The sequence below is a fragment of the Dactylosporangium sp. NPDC000555 genome (assembly GCF_040300025.1).
In the GTDB taxonomy this organism is placed as follows: Bacteria; Actinomycetota; Actinomycetes; order Mycobacteriales; family Micromonosporaceae; genus Dactylosporangium.
The window spans coordinates 1-17,247 of the sequence record NZ_JBEPDB010000127.1 but is presented as its reverse complement, the minus strand read 5'-3'; the positions used below and the strand labels follow the sequence as shown (position 1 = coordinate 17,247).

Genomic DNA, 17,247 nt, shown 5'->3' with positions numbered 1-17,247 from the left:
CGGGTCGGCGGGTCGGCGGGTCGGCGGGTCGGCGGGTCGGCGGGTCGGCGGGTCGGCGGGTCGGCGGGTCGGCGGAATTGTCCACGCCGGCGTTCCTGCGCCGCTGTGGTCACGGCGGGATGCCCGCGGGCGAGGTGAGAGGCTCGTCGAGGACGGCGGCGGGGACGTCGCCGCCGCGGAGATCCAGGGCGACGCCGCGCGGGAAGGCCGTCCGAGTCCGCCCGACGCCGCGTCGGTAGCGGCCCCGGTAAAGCGGCGCCCGGGTACACTTCGGGCCATGCAGGACGAGTCGGCGCGCGGACCGGTGGCCTACCTGGCCCGTCCGCACCGTGCTGCCCTCGTCGCGCGGACGCTCGACGAGCTGCGCGGGCCGGTCCACGGCGTCGTCGAGCTGCCGCAGCGGCTCATGTGGAACCCACAGCGCCGGTTCGACCTCGACAACCACGACCTGCTGCTGTGGATGTACGAAAACGTGCTGCGCGAGGCGATCCGCCACGACGAGCTGCGCCGCTTCCTCAACAAGCGGCTCCTGGTGCAGGTGTGGCCCGAGCTCAACCTGCCGCACGGCGTGCGCCGCGCGTGGGAGGCCCGGCACGCCGCGCTGCGCAGCCGGTGATTCCCTTCTACACCGACGTCGCCCGCGTCGCGCTCGCCGTCGCGGAGCGTCACGGATTCGTGCTGGGCGGTGGTTTCGCCTGGCTGATGAACGGCCTCGTCGAGCGCCCCACCGAGGACGTCGACCTGTTCACCGACACCGACGGCGCCGCTGGCGCGGCCGCCGACGCGGTGTGCGCGGCGCTGCGCGAGGCCGGGTACACGGTGCACGAGGAGAAGGCCGACGACCTCCTCGAGCTGTTCGCCGGCTTCGACCAGCGGGAGTTCACCGTGGGTGATGGTGATCGCACGGTACGCCTGACCCTCTCCCGACTGGACCGCAGCCGGAGCCCCGTGATGATGGACGTCGGCCCCGTCATGCACCTGGACGACCTGATCGCCACGAAGGTCGCGGCGCTGGTCAATCGCCGGGAGGTACGCGACTACATCGACGTCGCCGCCGCGCTGGACCGGTACACGGTCGCCCAGCTGCTCGACCTGGCCCGCCGCCAGGACCCGGCGCTGGAGGACGACGACGTCGTGGCCGCCGGGCGCTACCTCGACCGCCTCGACGACGGCCGGTTCACCTTCTACGGCCTCGACGAGGAGCGGATCGCCGATCTGCGCCATCGCCTGCGCGGCTGGCCACGCTGATTCCCGGGCCGGGCCATTCACGCGCCATAGGTCAGGTGATCGTTGGGCGCGGGGCTCACCGGCCCCGGCGGCGCCTCGGGCATGACGATCCACAGCATCGGGTACGCGAGGACCGCGACACCCCCGGTCAGCAGGATGGACAGCAGGTAAAGGGCGCGGACCATGGTGGGGTCGACGCCGAGGTACTCGGCGATGCCGCCGAGTACGCCGGCGACGGTCCGGTCGGTTTGCGAGCGACGGAGCCGCTTGATGTCGGTCATGACAGCAAGGTTGCCCGCCGAACCGCCCCGGCGACCTCGGGTAACGCCCTGACCCTCCCCTGAGTCCTCACCCCGGACACGCCCCGCACGGGTGCTGCCGGAATGCGGGTTAGGGCTCCTGGGTGGCCGCGGCGCCGGTGAACGGCGCCCCGCCCGTCGTCGTCATCAGCCGCCACAACGTCGCGTCGAAGATCAACGTGATCGAAGTGATCCGGCCGTCGCGAAGCTGGAAGTGCTCGGCGGTGCGTTGCGTGCCGACCGGCGTGGCGGTGTGTACGTCGTACACGAGAGTCGCCTCAGTTTCGCCGTACAGTTCGCTGAGCATGTCGACGCCGGTGACCACTTCGAGGAATCCGGGCAGTCCGGCCAGGTGGCCGACGGCCTCGTCGGAGCTCATGAGGGGGCTCTGGAACGTGAACTGGTCGGCGAGGTGCGCGACGGCGGCCGGTACGTCACCGAGGAACCTCGCGTCGTGATAGGCCCGAACGGTCTGCCGAGTCTGGATGTTCACTGTCATCGGATCCAGTTTCTCCTGTCGGTTGTTCCCATTCACGGCTGGACGTCGTTCCCGCCGTCGGCCCGGTTCAGGTGCCGTTCGATGTGAGCCTGGTTGTCGACCAGGCGCAAGCAGAGGTGCCGTAGCTGGGTCAGCTCGGCGGGCGTAAAACCCTGGAAGATCGCGGACATGGCAGCCTGGGTGGGCAGCCGGAAGGAGTCCATCCACACTCGCCCCGCGGGTGTGATCTGGGCCAGAACGGACCGCCGGTCGCGCCGATCGGGAATCCGCTGGGCCAGCCCGTCGCGTTCGAGGGTGTCGACCAGCCCGGTGACGTTACGGGAACTCACGCCGGCCGCCTGGGCGAGGTCACCGATGCTGATCCCGTCGTCGGGCACAGCGCTGAGCCGAATCAGGACGTCAAGCGCCCCGGCGCTCAGGCCACGGCTGCCGGCCCCGCGAGCACGCATCCGTTCGACCGCATGCGAGGCGGCACGTACAGCGGCTGAGGCTTCGAGGGCAAGCGTGTCGCCCCCGAGGGCGAACAGGGCCATAGCGGCCCTGACCTGGGGATCGAAGAGGCCGCCGTCAGGGTCGCGCTCCAGGCGGCCCTCTCCCGAGTTAGACACGTTCTTCATAGTGAAGGACTACTTTAATACGTACTTCCCTAAACTGTCGACCCGGGTCGACGCCGGGCCCCCGCGGGCACAGCAAGCACCACTTCCCCTTTGGCGTCCTAGGAAACTAGGTGGGAGGCCGGACGCACAGTGAGGGAAGGTGGACGGCCTGAACGGGTCCGGCCCAGACTGAGTTGGTCACTGGAGAGCGTTGCCCGGAAAGCGGGCAACGGCGGGTTCGGGCCGGGGGGCCACTGGAAAGGACCTGATCGCAGGCACCTCGCCAGCGGCCTACCGGTACTGCACCATCTGACATTATGGACTGCCGTTCGGGGCGGTGGTTTCGGTCGGGTTCTGGGATAATTGCATCTATGGGGCAGCTGGGATTGTTTTCAAGGGCGGAGTTGGCTGCCATGCGTGACCGGACCAGGTCACGTCGTTATTCTCCGGCGAAGGAGCAGTTCCGCCGGGAGCACGCACGGCATCGAGACTGGGGCCTCGCCAGACGTCACGCCGAGAAGCTCCGCCGTCTCCGCGGCGACACCCCGCCGGCGATCAGCGACCAGCGGGACGGACCGGTGCCGCCCTCGCCGCCACCGCCGGTCACACCGCCTGAACAGGTACAACATCCCGTGAGCGGCACCACCGCAAACGACTGCGATCCCGCACCCCGCCACGTGGACGGCGCCGCACGGACCGGTCCTGTCACGAAGCGTCGTCGCGCAGCCACACCACAGCTGCGCCGGACCGCCGACCTGACAACGCATCGAATGATTGGCGGAAATACACGACCACCGGTGCATCACGGCCGTCTTTCGACAATGCCGCGCACGGCCGAGCGGAATTTCCGCCGAATGCTCCGCAAGGCGGGAACTAGCAACCGCTGTACTTGTGGACCGCCACTGCCGATTCCCGAATGTCTCGACAATGGCGATGGCCGATGAAACGCGTACATCTGCTACTTATCTACTGGTGCTACGACCGCAGCGCGGCCAGGCCGGGTCGAGGTGATCGGCGGGGTGGCGCTCTCATCTGGCGTGCGTCCTGCCGGTCACCGCGGCGTGGAGAGGCTCAAAAGGGTGTGCCCAGCTCGAATCCGCGACCATCGAGATCGTCAACCAGCGGGAGCAGGTGCTGGCGCAGGGCCGGTTCGGCACCGACCGCGACGGCTACACCGCGATGCTCAAGCGTGGCCAGCAGCAGATCGCCCAGCGGCTGGTCGCTGACGGCGAAACCGTCCTGGACGTGCCGGCGAAGCTGTCCGCCCGGGCCCGGCTGTTCGATACCGCGCAGGGCCGCAAGACAGACCCGGCCGACGCGCACTGCATCGGCGTGGCCGCGTTGCGGGCGAACGGGCTGCGGCAGGTCGTGGTCGACGACGTCAACGTCGCGTTGAAGCTGCTCGTCGACCGCCGCGACGAGTTGGGTCGGGCACGGACCGAGGCGCTGAGCCGGCTGCACCAGCGGCTGCTCGATCTCGTGCCCGGCGGGGCGAAACAGTTCCTGTCCGCGCCGCAGGTATGGGCCCTGCTCAACACCGCGCGCCCCCGCGACATCGTCGGACGCACCCGCCGGCAGCTGGCCTCGGAACTGATCACCGAGGTCGCGGTCATCGACAAGAAGATCAAGACCACCAACCAGCAACCGACCGAGCTCATCGCCTCCACCGGCAGCACATTGCAACACCTCAGTGCGCAGCGGATGGCGCAGGCGGCGCGTCGTGCCGGCGTCGGTCTGCCAGGCCAGGCCGGCGGCGAGTGCGGCGACACCAAGCCCTGCTGCGCACCCTCGTGCGTCACCCGGGCCGACGCGGCGCAGTATCCGCAACCGGGAACGGCTCAGACCCGGCGCAACGACGCCAGGCACGACGCCGGGCCCAAGCGAGCATCAGCCCGGATCACGCCGCGACGCCCAGACCCGACACAACAACGCCAGGCCCGAACCGAGCATCAGCCCGGATGACACGCCGCGACGCCCAGAGCCGGGACAGCCCCCAAGCCCGGCGCAGCGACGCCAGACACGTCGCCGGGCCCAATCAAGCGTCGGCCCGGATGACACGCCGCGGCGCCCGGAGTTGGGAGGGGGCGGGGCTGGCGCATCGATGGCGGGTGCGGGACGTGGACGATGGGCGTCAGCGGGAGTGGCGTGGTGGGACGTCCGTGGCTGGGGCCTCGCCCTCCGCCTCGTGGGCGCCGGCCGGCGCGGCGTGGGCCGGGCGGTGGCCGTTGCCGCTCGGCTCCGCGATGCCCTCGGCCTCATGGGCACCGCCGGCCGAGGCCAGTGCCGTCGACGTCAGTGTCGATGACGGGTCGCCGCCGCTCGGCGATGCGCCGGACGACGCGGACGCGTCCACTTCCAGGGGCGCCGCCAAGGCACCGCTCCCCGATGCGCCACCGCTCGGCGAGCGGGACGACACGGACGCGTCCACTTCCGCGGCCGCCGCCAAGGCACCGCTCCCCGATGCGCCACCGCTCGGCGAGCGGGACGACACGGACCCGTCCACTTCCGCGGCCGCCGCCACGGCACCGCTCCCCGATGCGCCACCGCTCGGCGAGCGGGACGACACGGACCCGTCCACTTCCGGAGCCGCCGCCGAAGCACCGTGAGGCGATACGCCGCCGCTCGGCAATACGCCGGACGACGCGGACGCGTCCACTTCCAGGGGCGCCGCCAAGGCACCGCTCGGCGATACACCGGACGACGCGGACGAGTCCACTTCCGCGGTCGCCGCCGAAGCACCGCTCCCCGATGCGCCGCCGTTCGGTGACGATGTGGGCGCGTTCGCTTCCAGGGGCGTCGGCGGGGCACCGCTCGGCGAGGCGGCGGTCACGGCGTCCGCCCCGGCGGCGGCACCAGACGCCGGCGGAGCGGCGGCTGAGGCGGCGTCCTCGGCGGCGCGGGCCTGGGCGGCGGACATCGAGACGAGCGGGATCTCGGGCAGGAACAGGATGACCAGGAAGCCGATGGCCATGATGCCGGCGGCCACCATGAACACGACGCTCATCGAGTCGGAGAAGCCGGCCTTGAACGGGTGGGACAGGGTGGCGTCGAGCTTCTCCAGGAACGACGTGTTGTTGAGGGAGTTGGAGGTGCCGGACGTCGCGGTCTGGCGGATGCCCTCCAGCTGATCGGGGTGGGCCCTCGCCGCGGCCTGGAAGGCCTCGGTGGACTGGGCCGCGGTGAAGGCATTCTTGATCTTGTCGGGCAGGATGCTGAACAGGACCGACAGGAAGACGGCGGCGCCGAGCGTGCCACCCATCGACCGGAAGAAGGTCACCGCCGAGGTGGCCACGCCGATCTCGCGCGGATTGGCGGCGTTCTGCACGGCGGTGATCACCGGCTGCATGTTGCCGCCCAGGCCGAGGCCCATGACCACCATGATCAGCATCGTGCGCCACAACGGGGTGTCGGCGGTGATGCGCGCGAACAGCACCAGGGCGGCGAGCATGAGGACCGAGCCGACGATCGGGAAGATCCGGTAGCGGCCGGTGCGGGCGATGACCTGGCCGGAGATGATCGAGCCGGTCATGATGCCCAGCACGAGCGGCAGCAGCATGAGACCGGCCTCGGTCGGCGTCGCGCCCTTGACGATCTGCAGGTACAGCGGCAGCGTCAGCAGGCCGCCGAACATCGCCATGCCCAGGATGAAGCTGCTGACGGAGGCGACCGAGAACGTCCGGCTGCCGAAGAGCCGGATCGGCAGCAGGGCCTCGTCCTTGTAGACGGTCTCGGCGATGAGGAACAGCACCAGGCCGGCCGCGCCGATGCCGTAGCACAACAGGGAGCGGCCGGAGCCCCAGCCCCACTCGCGGCCCTGCTCGGCGACGGTGAGCAGCGGCACCAGGGTCACGATGAGGGCGAGCGCGCCGGGCCAGTCGATGCGGTGGTCCTGGCGGCGGTGCGGGATGTGCAGCACCCGCATGACGACGAGGAACGCGGCCAGGGCGATCGGCACGTTGATGTAGAAGATCCAGCGCCAGCCGGTGATGCCCAGGATCGTGCTGGATCCGGCGAAGAAGCCGCCCAGGACCGGGCCGAGGACGCTGGAGGTGCCGAACACGGCCAGGAAGTATCCCTGATACTTGGCCCGCTCCCGGGGCGGCACCACGTCGCCGATGATGGCGAAAGCGAGGGAGAACAAGCCGCCGGCGCCGATGCCCTGGACGGCCCGGAAGGCGGCGAGCTCATAGATCGAACCGGACAGGCCGCAGAGCACCGAGCCGACGATGAAGATGCCGATCGAGAACAGGATGAACGGCTTGCGCCCGTAGATGTCCGACAGCTTGCCATACAGCGGGGTGGAGATCGTCGAGGTGATCAGGAAGGCGGTGGTGGCCCACGCCTGCAGCGAGAAGCCGCCGAGATCGTCGGCGATGGTGCGCATGGCGGTCGACACGATGGTCTGGTCCAGCGCGGCGAGGAACATCGCCATCATGAGGCCGGTCAGGATGGTGACGATCTGCCGGTGCGTCAGCGTGGTGTCCCCGGTCGCGGCCCGCGCAGCCGCCGCTGGTGGTGGTGTGCTCAAGGCGTTTCTCCCGATGAGAGCATGCCGTTTCGATCCGATCCCGTTTCAGAATTCACGCTACTCCTCGATCGGTGACACTAGTCGGGGGGTACGACAGAAATCGGAGGAACGAACGCGTGGCAGCAACACTGGTGGTCAAGGATCTCGCCGCCGGACACGGGGACAAGGCGCTGTTCACCGGCCTGGACCTGGTCGTGGCGCCCGGTGACGTGGTCGGCCTGGTGGGGGTGAACGGGGCCGGCAAGTCGACGCTGCTGCGCACCCTCGCCGGGCTGCTGCCCGTGGAGCAGGGCGCGGTGCAGCTCAATCCGCCGACGGCGACGATCGGGTACCTGCCGCAGGAGCCGGACCGCAGCCCGGGCGAGACGCTGCGCGCGTTCCTGGCCCGCCGCACCGGCGTGGCCGAGGCCCAGGCCCGCCTGGACGCGGCGGCCGAGGCGCTCACCGGGGGTGACGCGGCCGCCGAGGAGTACAGCGCGGCCCTGGAGCGCTGGCTCGCCCTGGGCGGCGCCGACCTGGACGAGCGGGCCGGCGAGGTCGCCGCCGATCTGGGCCTGGCCGTGGACCTCGACCTGGAGATGACGGCGCTGTCCGGCGGCCAGGCCGCGCGCGCCGGGCTCGCGAGCCTGCTGCTGTCGCGGTACGACATCGTCCTGCTGGACGAACCGACCAACGACCTGGACCTGGACGGCCTGGACAGGATCGAGGGCTTCGTCAACGGTCAGAAGAACAAGGCCGTCATCGTGGTGAGCCACGACCGGGAGTTCCTGGCCCGCAGCACCACCGCCGTCCTCGAGCTCGACCTGCACCAGCAGCAGGTCAACTTCTACGGCGGCGGCTACGAGGCCTACCTGCAGGAGCGCGCCACGGCCCGGCGGCACGCGCGGGAGCGCTACGACGAGTACGCCGAGACGCGCTCCGACCTCGAGGCGCGCGCCCGCATGCAGCGCGCCTGGATGGAGAAGGGCGTCAAGAACGCGCGCCGCAAGCAGTCCGACAACAACAAGATGGGCAAGTCGAAGAAGATCGAGTCGACGGAGAAGCAGGCGGCGAAGGCCCGCCAGACCGACCGGCTCATCGAGCGGCTCGAGGTGGTCGAGGAGCCGCGCAAGGAGTGGCAGCTGCGGATGGAGATCGCCGCGGCGCCCCGGGCCGGTGCCGTCGTGGCCACCCTGCACGGCGCGGTGGTTCGCCGCGGAACCTTCACGCTGGGCCCGGTCGATCTGCAGGTCGACTGGGCCGACCGGATCGCGATCACCGGCGCCAACGGGTCGGGCAAGACGACGCTGCTCGGCGCGTTGCTCGGGCGGCTGCCGCTCGACGAGGGCCGGGCCTACCTCGGCCCGGGTGTCGTGGTCGGCGAGGTCGACCAGGCCCGCCGGATGTTCGAGGGCACCGAGTCGCTGCTGGACGCGTTCCAGCTCGCGGTACCGGAGCAGAATCCCGCCGACGTGCGGACCCTGCTGGCGAAGTTCGGGCTGAAGGCCGGGCACGTGGTGCGCCCGGCGTCGAGCCTGTCGCCCGGCGAGCGCACCCGCGCGGCGCTGGCGCTGCTGCAGGGCAAGGGCGTGAACTGCCTGGTCCTGGACGAGCCGACCAACCACCTCGACCTGCCGGCGATCGAGCAGCTCGAGTCGGCGCTGGAGAGCTACCCGGGCACGCTGCTGCTGGTCACGCACGACCGGCGGATGCTGGAGGCGGTGCGCACCGACCGGCGGGTGCACGTCGAGGCGGGCAAGGTGACGGCATGAGTGATCTGGCCGAGTTCTGGGCCGAGCGGCACCTGTGCACGGTCACCACGATCCGCCGCGACGGCACCCCGCACAGCGTCCCGGTCGGCGCCACCTACGATCCGGCGACGAACACGGCACGGATCATCACGTCCGGCAGATCGCAGAAGGTCCGCAATGTCGAGCACGACGGCAGGATCGCCATCTGTCAGATCGACGGCAGGCGCTGGAGCACCCTCGAGGGCGAGGCCGTGATCGCCAGAGATCCGCAGGTCGTCGCCGATGCCGAGCGACGCTATGCGGCGCGGTACAAGCCGCCGCGGAGCAATCCCGACCGCGTCGTGATCATGGTCACCGTGTCGAGGGTGTTGGGCACCTATCGGCCGGGCTGACACGCGATGTTCAGTACCCGGCAAGCACCTGACCCGACGCTGTCGCGCATGACGCGAAACATTGTGCGACGCGGGACCGTCGCGGTGGTCTTGTCGGTGGCCGTGGTGGCCGCTGTGGCCGGCTGCGGGTCGTCGAAGAAGGCCGCGGACGCCCAGAACAACAGCGGCGGTGCCGCCTCCGCCACGTCCGCGCAGGACCTCGGCGGGCTCGACGCGCTGATCGCCGCGGCGAAGGCCGAGGGCCAGCTCAACGTGATCGCGCTGCCGCGCGACTGGGCCAACTACGGCGAGATCATCGACACCTTCAGCCAGAAGTACGGCATCAAGGTCAACAGCGACAACCCCGACGGCTCGAGCCAGGACGAGATCAACGCCGTCAAGTCGCTCAAGGGCCAGGACCGCGCCCCCGACGTGCTCGACCTCGGCGGCGCGTTCGCCCTGTCCGGCGCGAAGGAGGGCCTGTTCGCGCCGTACAAGGTGCTGACCTGGGCCGACATCCCGGACAACCAGAAGGATGCCTCCGGCGCCTGGTACCACGACTACGGCGGCTACATCTCCATCGGCTGCGACGCCAAGAAGATCGCGGTCTGCCCCCAGACGTTCGCCGACCTCAAGAAGCCGGAGTACAAGGGCAAGGTCGCGCTCAACGGCGACCCCACCAAGGCCGGCGCGGCGTTCGCCGGCGTGTTCGCCGCGGCCCTGGCCAGCGGCGGCGGCTTCACCAACATCCAGCCCGGGATCGACTACTTCGCCGCGCTGAAGAAGTCCGGCAACTACATCCCGGTCGAGTCGACCCCGGCCACCATCGAGAAGGGCGAGACCCCGATCTCGGTCGACTGGGACTACCTCAACGCCGGCTACACCAAGGAGCTGGCCGCCAAGGGCATCGACTGGAAGGTCGCGGTACCCAGCGACGGCGTCTACGGCAACTTCTACTGCCAGGCGATCAGCAAGACCGCCCCGCACCCGGCCGCCGCGCGGCTGTGGCAGGAGTTCCTGTTCTCCGACGAGGGCCAGAACCTGTGGCTGAAGGGTGCGGCCCGGCCGGTCCGGCTGCCGAAGATGACCACGTCCGGCACGGCCGACGCCACGCTGCTCGCCGGCCTGCCGAAGGTCGAGACCACCGACGCGCAGCTGCCCTCCCCGGACCAGGTCGACGCGGCCAAGAAGGTCCTCACCGACGGCTGGACCAAGGCGCTGACCGGGTGACAGCCGCCGTGCGGACGCCTCGGGTGCGGTCCCTCGCGGACCGTGCCCGGCGGTGCGGCCCCTGGCTGGCGGTCGCACCGTTCCTCATCGTGATGGCCGTCGGCCTGGTACTGCCGGTGGTCGCCCTGGCCGCGGGCGCGTTCGAGGGCGACTCGATCAAGAGCTCGTTCAGCAGCGGGTACCGCACGGCCTTCTGGGGCTCGGTCAAGCTCTCCTTCGTCTGCGCCGTGCTCGGCGCCGTGGCGGGGGTGCTCGTCGCCCGCGCCGTGCTGTCCGGCGGCGCCCTGCTGCGCCGGCTCGTGCTCACCGCCTCCGGCGTGCTGGCCAACTTCGGCGGCGTCCCGCTCGCGTTCATGTTCATCGCCACGATCGGCAACGCCGGCGTCGTCACCAGCCTGCTGCGCGACTGGACCGGCTTCGACCTCGGCGACTCCCCGTTCAGCCTGTACCAGTTCGGCGGGCTCGCGGTCGTCTACCTCTACTTCCTGGTACCGCTGATGGTCATCGTCATCGCGCCCGCGCTGGACGGCGTGCGCGCCGAGTGGTCCGAGGCCGCGCAGAACCTCGGGGCCACCCGGGCGCAGTACTGGCGCCATGTGGGCGGCCCGCTGCTCGCCCCGCCGGTGGCGGCCGGGGCGCTGCTGCTGTTCTGCGGCTCGCTGTCGGCGTTCGCCACCGCGCAGGCCATGGTCGGCGGCACGGTGCCCCTGGTCACGCTCCAGATCGCCAACGCCCTGTCCGGCAACGTCTCGCCCGACAACGCCGGCGTCGGCGCCGCGCTGGCGATCGAGATGATCGTCCTGGTCGCGGTCGTGATGGCCGCCTACTGGACGATCGAGCGCCGCACGGCGAGGTGGCTGCGGTGACGGCGGTGCTGACGCGGCCGGTCGAGGCACCCGCCGTGCACCGGCGGAAGAACGCGACCAGCATCGTCGTGCTGATCGTGGCGGGCGTCTACTTCCTGGTCCCGCTGGCCGCGGCGATCTGGTTCACCGTCCAGGACAAGGTCCACGGCGGCGTGACCGGCGAGTACTACACGAGCATCCCCCGGGCCGAGGGCTTCGCCGGCGCGCTGCGCCGCTCGCTGTCGCTGGCGGTGCTGAGCGTCCTCGGCGTCCTGCTCGTCACCGTGCCCGCGATGCTGGCCGTGACGCTGCGGCTGCCCCGGCTGCGCCCGCTCGTGGAGGGCCTGTCGCTGCTGCCGCTGGTCATCCCGCCGATCGCGCTCGTCGCCGGGGTCCGCGACATGCTGGCCCTGGGCCCCGACCAGCTGGCCGGCACGCCGTTCGGCGACGCGCTGGTCTCCTCGCAGGACCCCGAGCTGCCGATCATCCTCGTCGTCGTGTACATCGTGCTGGCCACGCCGTTCGCGTACCGCTCCCTGGACGCGGGCATCCGCGCCGTCGACGCGCGGACGCTGGTCGACGCGGCACGCGGCCTGGGCTCGTCGTGGTTCGACGTCGTGTGGCGGGTGCTGCTGCCCAACCTCCGCGGCGCGGTGCTCGGCGCGGCGTTCCTCACGCTCGGTCTGGTGCTGGGCGAGTACACGATCGCCGGCATCCTGCTCTTCGAGACCCTCCCGACCTGGCTGGTGAAGATCTCCGGCGCGAACGGGCAGCTGTCCGTGTCCGTCAGCACCGCCAGCCTGCTGTTCACCTGGCTCCTGCTCCTCGTCGTGTCCCTGGCGGACCGGCGCCCGACCTCACGGAGTGAACGATGAGTGCGCTCGGTGTGCGCATGCTCGGCATCCGCCGCAGCTTCGGGGCGGTGCACGCGCTCGACGGGCTCGACCTGGTCATCGAGCCGGGTGAGCTCGTCGCGCTGCTCGGCCCATCCGGCTGTGGCAAGACCACCGCGTTGCGGGTCCTGGCCGGGTTCGAGACGGCCGACGCCGGTACCGTCCGGGTCGGCGACCGGGACATCACCGGCCTGGCGCCGAACAAGCGGGACATGGGCATGGTGTTCCAGGCTTTCAGCCTGTTCCCCAACCTCACCGCCGCCGACAACGTCGCCTTCGGGCTGCGGGTGCGCGGCGTCGACGGCGCGGCCCGCCGCAAACGGGCCGCGGACCTGCTCGAGCTCGTCGGGCTCGGGCAGGCCGGCAGGCGGTACCCGCACCAGCTCTCCGGCGGCCAGCAGCAGCGCGTCGCGCTGGCCCGCGCCCTGGCGATCGAGCCCCGGGTGCTGCTGCTGGACGAGCCCCTGTCGGCGCTGGACGCGCAGGTCCGCGTGCAGCTGCGCGACGAGATCCGCCGCATCCAGCAGCGGCTGGGCATCACCACCCTGTTCGTCACGCACGATCAGGGCGAGGCGCTCAGCGTCGCCGACCGCGTCGGGGTCATGCGCGCCGGGAGCCTGGAGCAGCTGGCCGACCCGGACACGCTGTACCACCGCCCGGCCACGCCGTTCGTCGGCGAGTTCGTCGGCACGATGAACCGCCTGCCCGGCGTCCTCGGCGCGGACGGCATGGTGCGGGTCCTCGGCGCCGACCGGCGGGTGGCCGAGGGCAGCGACGCCGCCCCGGGCGACGTGGTCGTGCTGGTGCGCCCGGAGGCGATGACGCTGACCGCGTCGGACGGCGGCACCGCGCTGGTCGTGGTCCGGACCTTCCACGGCGCGCTGACCCGCCTGTCGGTCCGGCTCGGCGACGGCGACGAGGCCCTCGTCGACCTGCCCAGCCCGGCGGCGGCCGGGATCCGTCCCGGCGACACCGTCACCGTCGGTGTCGGCGAGGGCTCGGTCCTGGTCGCGGCCGCCGACGCCGCGGCGCCGGCGTTACGACCCGTTTGAAAAAGGCCAGGCCGGCGCCTAGGGCGCCGGCCTGGCAAGCACGTGTTGCCGAGGTCACCAATAGTGGCGCCGGCCGATCGGGCGGCCCAGCGAGCCGAGGATCCACAGCACCGCACCGACGATGAGCAACACGATTCCGATCGTCTCGATGATGCCGACGTGGAGGAACAGGCCGATCAGGAACAGGATCAAGCCGAGGATGATCATTTCAGCTCCCGGGAGGTGGGTACCGATCTACGTTGATCTGGTACCCCTTCGCCCCGCGGCCGCAAACACGGATCACCCGCGGCGGCTCCGGCGGGCCCGGATGTAGTCGGAGACGACGTACCGGCCCAGGTCGCCGGCGTCGGGGGTGAAGACCCGGCCGCCGCTCCGGCGGGCGACCGCGTCGACGAAGCGGCGCAGGCCGGGGTCCTCGCCGAGCATGAAGAAGTTCAGCACCGCCCCGTAGCGGGTCAGGTGGTCCACCTCATGCACGGTCGCGGCGACCGTCTCCCTGGTCGACGGCCACATGAAGTGCGAGGTGCCGTCGTCGAGCAGGTGCGCGGTCGGCTCGCCATCGGTCACGATCAGCACCACCGGGTCGGCGGCCGGGTGGCGGCGCAGGTGCCGGGCGGCGAGCTTGAGGGCGTGCTGCAGGTTGGTGCCCTGCACCATGTCGGGCTCGACCGCCGCAAGCTCCTCCTGCGACAGCCTCGTCGCGTAGCGGCCGAAGCCGATGATCTGCAGCGCGTCCTGCGGGAACCGGGTCGCGACCAGGTGCGACAGCGCGAGCGCGGCCTGCTTCATCGGGCCCCACCGGCCGTCGGCCATCATCGAGAAGGAGAGGTCGACGCAGAGCGCGACGGCGGCCGACACCCGCCGCTCGGTCTCGGCGATCTCGAAGTCCTCGACGTCCAGGCCGATGGGCATCGTGGTGATGCCGCCCGAGGCCTGGCGGCGCACGGCGTTGCCGATCGTGCGCACGACGTCGATGGCCTGCTCGTCGCCGTACCGCCACCGCCGCGACGCCCCGGTCAGCTCCCCGGCGGCGCCGGCGTCGCGCAGGTCGTGCTGGCCCTGGCGGCCGGCGTGCAGCTGGGCGAACACGGTGCGCAGCGCGGTGCCGCCGAGCCGGCGCAGCGCCTTGGGGCTCAGGGTGAGCCCGTCGGCGCCGCGGGTCACCCAGCCCTGCCGGCGCAGCTGCTGCTCGAGCTCGCGCAGGCGGCGCACGTCGTCGGCGGCGGCGCGGCCCAGCTGCCGCTCGACCGCCTCCACGTCGACGTCGTCGAGGGTCGCGCCCGGGTGCTCCTGGCCGAGCTGGTCGAGCAGGTCGTCGAGGTCGCCGATCTCCTCGAGCGCGCCGGCGGCGTCGCCGTAGCCGAGGTCGCGCTCGCCGCGGACCCGCTCGCCCCGGCCCCAGTTGAGGTCGGGCCGCAGCGCCCGCAGGTTGTCGGTGAGCTGGGCGAACTCGCCGGCGAGGTCGCCGAGGGACTGCGCCATGAGCTCCTCCAGCTCGGCGCGCTGCTGCGGCGACAGGGAGCGCATGAGCCGCTCCCCCGCCGCGGCCCGGCGGGCCAGGGCGTCGATGAGCTCGTCGACGTTGGCCGGCTTCTCGGGGAAGAAGTCGCCGTGGCGGTTCATGAACTCGGCGAACGCGTCGTCGGTGTTCTCGCCGCGGGCGTGCCTGGCCAGCAGGGCGTTGAGGTCCTGCAGCATCTCGCGCGCCGCGGCCTGCGACTGCGGGTCGCGCAGGGCCTGCCGCATGCCCTGGAAGCGCTGCTCGACGACCTCCTGGCGGAGCTGGTCGAGGATCTGCTGGTACAGCTGCCGGGCTTCGGAAGACGTCCAGTCGTACTCGGACAGCTCCGACACGGCCCGGGCGGTCGAGCGCGGCAGCGCGTCGAGCTGGGCCTCGGCGAATCGGGCGTCGTCGGTGTCCAGCGGGGCGAGGGCGTCGCGCTCGGCGGCCAGGGCCTGGTCGAGCAGCTGCTGGGCGCGGGTCACGGCGCCGTCGAGGGAGCCGCGGCGCATCGCGTCGCGGCGCATCCGGCGGGCCCGGGCGAGCAGGTCGTCCAGGCCACGCCCGGCCTGCGGGCCACGGCGCAGCAGGTTGCGCAGCGCCTCGCGCAGGCTGCCACCCTCGAGCACCTCCGCGCCGACCTGGTCGACGGCGGCGCGCACGTCGTAGGGCGGGGCGAGCGGGTCGGGCCCGCCGCGCCAGGCCCCGTAGCGGAACCGGTTGTGCCGCAAGATCAGCCTCCGTAGACGGTGCGGCCGTCGTCGGTCAGGTCCTTGGACAGCCGCCGGGTCAGGTGCAGGCCCTCCAGGGCGAACTCGACGGCGGCCGCCGCCTCGCCCCGGCCGGGCGCGTCGCCGAGGCCGAGGCGGTCGAGGACCTTGGCCAGCCCCGGCACGGTGCCGGCCTGGCGCAGGATCTCGTCGGCGCCGGTCAGCTCACCGGTCTCGATGACCTGGCCCTCGGCGACGAGATCGGTGAACCCGGACAGGTCCAGCCCGGCCAGGCGGCCGCGGAAGGTGTCCGCGGTCGCGGTGCGCAGCAGGTGCGCGAGGATCTCGATCTCGCGGCCCTCCTCGCCGCTGTCGAACTCGACCTTGCCGCGCAGCGTGCTGGTCACTGACACGGTGTCGCCGATGCGGGCCACCGGCAGGTCCTCGCCGAGCAGGCCGGCCCGGCGCAGCGCGGACGCGGCGACGGTCTCGGCGGCGGCGATGGCGAAGCGGGCGGACACGCCGGAGCGGGCGTCGACCGAGGGCGACTCGCGCACCGCGCGTGTGAAGCGGGCGAGGACCTCGACGACGTGGTCGGGGACCTGGGCGACGAGCCGGGCCTCCTGGCGTACCAGATCCATCTCCAGGTCCAGGTCCAGCGGGTAGTGGGTGCGGATCTCGGCGCCGAAGCGGTCCTTCAGCGGCGTGATGATGCGGCCACGGTTGGTGTAGTCCTCGGGGTTGGCGCTGGCCACGAGCAGGATGTCCAGCGGCAGCCGCAGCTGGTAGCCGCGGACCTGGATGTCGCGCTCCTCCAGCACGTTGAGCAGCGACACCTGGATGCGCTCGGCGAGGTCGGGCAGCTCGTTGACGGCGAAGATGCCGCGGTTGGTGCGCGGCACGAGGCCGAAGTGGATGGTCTCGGGGTCGCCGAGGGTGCGGCCCTGCGCGACCCGGATCGGGTCGACGTCGCCGATGAGGTCGCCGACGCTGGTGTCGGGCGTGGCGAGCTTCTCGCCGTAGCGCAGCGACCGGTGCAGCCAGTCGACCGGCAGCGCGTCGCCGGCCTCGGCCGCGAGACGCCGCGACGCGGGCGTGACAGGCTCGAAGGGGTGCTCGTTGAGCTCGGAACCGGCGATCACCGGCGTCCACTCGTCCAGCAGCGAGACCAGGCCGCGGATGACCCGGGTCTTGCCCTGGCCGCGCTCGCCGAGCAGGACCAGGTCGTGCCCGGCGAGGATCGCCCGCTCCAGCTCGGGCAGGACGGTGTCGTCGTAGCCGACGATGCCGGGGAAGCGGGGCTCGCCGGAGCGCAGCCGGGCGATGAGGTTCTCGCGCAGCTCCTCCTTGACGGTGCGGAACCGGTGGCCTTCGGCGCGGAGCTCGCCTGCCGTGCGGGGCAGGTCCAAGGGCTGGTCTGGCGTCACAGTCACCGTTTGAACCTAGCGCGACCCAACAGCTTCCCGCGGCCCCGGCGCGGCGGTCGTCTCCTGCGCCGCACCGGCCGGCTGGCGCGGGCAGCGGGGCGGGCGGGCGGGCGGTGCAGCATCCGCACGGCCAGAGCGGGGCGGCGAGGTCACCGCGTCCCGGGCGGCAGACGTGGCCTCCAGTGCGGCGGGCGTCTCCTGCCCCGCACCGGCCGGCTGCGCGGACGGCGGGGCGGGGCGGGCGGCGCAGCATCCGCAGGGCCAGCGCGGCCAGAGCGGGGCAGCGAGGTCACCGCGTCCCGGCGGACGCGGCCCCGGCGCGGCGGGCGTCTCCTGCAC

General features: G+C 71.8%; 16 protein-coding genes. 9 read left to right on the top strand and 7 right to left on the bottom strand.

Going from position 1 to position 17,247, the window contains the following annotated elements; genetic code table 11:
• Positions 1–277: 277 nt before the first annotated feature.
• Together ABT297_RS40435 and ABT297_RS40430 are read left to right on the top strand one after the other, a co-directional pair.
• Entirely contained in the window at positions 278–616 is a 339-nt protein-coding gene (locus tag ABT297_RS40435; protein ID WP_350558568.1) for a hypothetical protein, read from the top strand.
• A complete protein-coding gene (locus ABT297_RS40430; RefSeq protein ID WP_350558565.1) occupies positions 613–1,248 on the top strand; it encodes a nucleotidyl transferase AbiEii/AbiGii toxin family protein in 636 nt (211 codons plus the stop codon). The genes ABT297_RS40435 and ABT297_RS40430 overlap by 4 nt, the downstream gene beginning before the upstream one ends.
• Before the next feature lie 17 nt (positions 1,249–1,265).
• Here the strand turns inward: ABT297_RS40430 and ABT297_RS40425 are convergent, their stop codons facing one another.
• From ABT297_RS40425 to ABT297_RS40415, 3 genes are all read right to left on the bottom strand, one after another.
• A complete protein-coding gene (locus ABT297_RS40425; RefSeq protein ID WP_350558562.1) occupies positions 1,266–1,508 on the bottom strand; it encodes a PspC domain-containing protein in 243 nt (80 codons plus the stop codon).
• 109 nt (positions 1,509–1,617) lie between these two features.
• Positions 1,618–2,025, bottom strand: a complete 408-nt coding sequence (locus ABT297_RS40420) for a nuclear transport factor 2 family protein (protein WP_350558559.1) — start codon at positions 2,023–2,025, stop codon at positions 1,618–1,620.
• 32 nt (positions 2,026–2,057) lie between these two features.
• On the bottom strand, positions 2,058–2,633 hold the full coding sequence (locus tag ABT297_RS40415) for a MarR family winged helix-turn-helix transcriptional regulator (RefSeq protein WP_350558556.1): 576 nt from the start codon (positions 2,631–2,633) through the stop codon (positions 2,058–2,060).
• 1,119 nt (positions 2,634–3,752) lie between these two features.
• Here ABT297_RS40415 and ABT297_RS40410 point away from each other — a divergent pair.
• Positions 3,753–4,583: an IS110 family transposase gene (locus tag ABT297_RS40410; RefSeq protein WP_350558553.1), complete on the top strand. Its 831-nt coding sequence runs from the start codon at positions 3,753–3,755 to the stop codon at positions 4,581–4,583.
• A 169-nt stretch (positions 4,584–4,752) separates the two neighbouring features.
• On the opposite strand, the gene ABT297_RS40405 is transcribed toward ABT297_RS40410, so the two are convergent.
• Complete coding sequence (locus tag ABT297_RS40405) at positions 4,753–7,149, bottom strand: MDR family MFS transporter (protein ID WP_350558550.1); 2,397 nt, start codon at positions 7,147–7,149, stop codon at positions 4,753–4,755.
• Positions 7,150–7,265: 116 nt separating this feature from the next.
• Between ABT297_RS40405 and ABT297_RS40400 the strand changes: the two genes are divergently transcribed.
• Genes ABT297_RS40400 through ABT297_RS40375 form a run of 6 tightly spaced genes read left to right on the top strand, consistent with a single transcriptional unit; the run spans position 7,266 to position 13,270 of the window.
• Complete coding sequence (locus ABT297_RS40400; RefSeq protein WP_350558547.1) at positions 7,266–8,900, top strand: ABC-F family ATP-binding cassette domain-containing protein; 1,635 nt, start codon at positions 7,266–7,268, stop codon at positions 8,898–8,900.
• A complete protein-coding gene (locus ABT297_RS40395) occupies positions 8,897–9,271 on the top strand; it encodes a pyridoxamine 5'-phosphate oxidase family protein (RefSeq protein ID WP_350558544.1) in 375 nt (124 codons plus the stop codon). Before ABT297_RS40400 ends, ABT297_RS40395 begins: the two co-directional genes overlap by 4 nt.
• Positions 9,272–9,319: 48 nt before the next feature.
• Positions 9,320–10,480 carry an ABC transporter substrate-binding protein gene (locus tag ABT297_RS40390; RefSeq protein ID WP_350558541.1) on the top strand — a complete coding sequence of 387 codons (1,161 nt, stop codon included), beginning with the start codon at positions 9,320–9,322 and terminating at the stop codon, positions 10,478–10,480.
• A 23-nt stretch (positions 10,481–10,503) separates the two neighbouring features.
• Entirely contained in the window at positions 10,504–11,346 is an 843-nt protein-coding gene (locus ABT297_RS40385) for an ABC transporter permease (protein WP_350558538.1), read from the top strand.
• The gene (locus ABT297_RS40380; RefSeq protein ID WP_350558535.1) at positions 11,343–12,200 is read left to right on the top strand and encodes an ABC transporter permease; all 858 of its coding nucleotides are present in this window, start codon (positions 11,343–11,345) and stop codon (positions 12,198–12,200) included. Before ABT297_RS40385 ends, ABT297_RS40380 begins: the two co-directional genes overlap by 4 nt.
• Positions 12,197–13,270 (top strand): ABC transporter ATP-binding protein, encoded by a 1,074-nt coding sequence (locus ABT297_RS40375; protein ID WP_350558532.1) that lies wholly within the window; start codon positions 12,197–12,199, stop codon positions 13,268–13,270. Before ABT297_RS40380 ends, ABT297_RS40375 begins: the two co-directional genes overlap by 4 nt.
• 54 nt (positions 13,271–13,324) lie before the next feature.
• Here the strand turns inward: ABT297_RS40375 and ABT297_RS40370 are convergent, their stop codons facing one another.
• The 3 genes from ABT297_RS40370 to ABT297_RS40360 form a co-directional block, all read right to left on the bottom strand.
• Positions 13,325–13,477, bottom strand: coding sequence for a hypothetical protein (locus tag ABT297_RS40370; RefSeq protein ID WP_350558529.1), 153 nt, complete (start codon positions 13,475–13,477; stop codon positions 13,325–13,327).
• A 72-nt stretch (positions 13,478–13,549) separates the two neighbouring features.
• Complete coding sequence (locus ABT297_RS40365) at positions 13,550–15,502, bottom strand: vWA domain-containing protein (RefSeq protein ID WP_350558526.1); 1,953 nt, start codon at positions 15,500–15,502, stop codon at positions 13,550–13,552.
• 2 nt (positions 15,503–15,504) lie between these two features.
• Complete coding sequence (locus tag ABT297_RS40360; protein WP_350558523.1) at positions 15,505–16,914, bottom strand: sigma 54-interacting transcriptional regulator; 1,410 nt, start codon at positions 16,912–16,914, stop codon at positions 15,505–15,507.
• Positions 16,915–17,247 lie beyond the last annotated feature (333 nt).